This window comes from Acidiphilium sp. PM, assembly GCF_000219295.1.
Classification (GTDB): Bacteria; Pseudomonadota; Alphaproteobacteria; order Acetobacterales; family Acetobacteraceae; genus Acidiphilium; species Acidiphilium multivorum.
In genome coordinates, this window is sequence record NZ_AFPR01000211.1 from 1 (window position 1) to 1,179 (window position 1,179).

General features: G+C 69.0%; 1 protein-coding gene and 1 pseudogene. Both read right to left on the reverse strand.

Annotated elements, in window-relative coordinates; all coding sequences use genetic code 11:
- Positions 1 to 271, reverse strand: a pseudogene (locus tag APM_RS09755) (ABC transporter permease); the annotation flags it as partial.
- A partial coding sequence (locus APM_RS09760) for an ABC transporter permease (RefSeq protein ID WP_007423204.1) occupies positions 271 to 1,179 on the reverse strand: 909 nt, incomplete at its 5' end. The pseudogene APM_RS09755 and the gene APM_RS09760, both read right to left, overlap by 1 nt.

The window sequence follows — 1,179 nt, forward strand, 5'->3', positions numbered from 1 at the left end:
AGGGCAGGCCGCCATGCAGCAGGCGGCCGAGAATCACCTGGGAGAGCGCCATCGTCGCGCCGACCGACAGATCGATCCCGGTATCGCCGCCGCAGATCACGAAGGTCTGGCCGAGGGCGATCATGCCGATCTCGACGCCGAACACCGCCATGCTCGAGAGATTGGCGCCGGAGAGGATCGCGGGGTGGCCGATGGCGAAGCCGAGAAGGGCGAGCACCGCCATGGCGAGCAGCAGGACGGGGCGGGTTCGTTCGAAGCCGGAAGCGTGCATCAGCGTGTCTCCATCGCTTCGCGTTTCGCGCCGGCGCCGATCGAGGCCAGGATCACCGCGCCGAGGGCGACGCCGCCCCAGAAGGGCTGGATGTGCAGCAGCACGATCGCGTCATCGACGACCTGCACGATGAGCGTGCCGAGCAGCGTGCCGAGCAGCGTGCCGCGGCCGCCGCTCAGCGCCGTGCCGCCGAGCACGACGGCGGCGATCACCTGCAGCACGAAGCCGCTGCCCGTCGATGTCTGCGCCATCGGGCTCTGGCCGAGGGTGAGCAGGGCCGCGAGGCCGGTGAGCAGGCCGAGCATCACATAGGCGGCGAGCTTGATCCGCTCGGGCTTGATGCCGGCGAGGCGGGCGGCCTCCTCGTTGTTGCCGAGCGCGTAGACGTGCCGGCCCCAGCGGAAATACCGCAGGAAGACCATGCCGGCGGCGAGCAGGACGAGGGCGATGACGGCGACCACCGGCAGGAAGGCCAGGTGGTCGACCACGAAGATCATCGTCAGCGCCGGCGGAATCTGGGTGATCCAGTTGCCGCCGAGCACGATGAAGACGAACATGCGGTAGATGCTCAGCGTGCCCAGCGTCGCGATCACCGGCGGGATGCGCCCGTTGATGATCAGCAGCGCGTTGATCAGGCCGAAGGCGGCGCCGGAGAGGAGAAAGACCGGGATCGTCGCGGCAATGCTCCAGCCGGCGGCGAAGCAGGTGCCGCCGATCGCGGTGCAGAGGCCGAGCATCGAGCCGGTCGAGACGTCGATCCCGCCGGTGAGGATCACCACGGTCATGCCGATCGCCGGGATCAGCGTGATCGCGCTGCCGACCAGGAGATTGTCGAGATTGACCCGGCTCCAGAAGGCGCCGTGCGAGCCGAATCCGGCCGCGAGCACGAGGATCGCGAGCGTGACCAG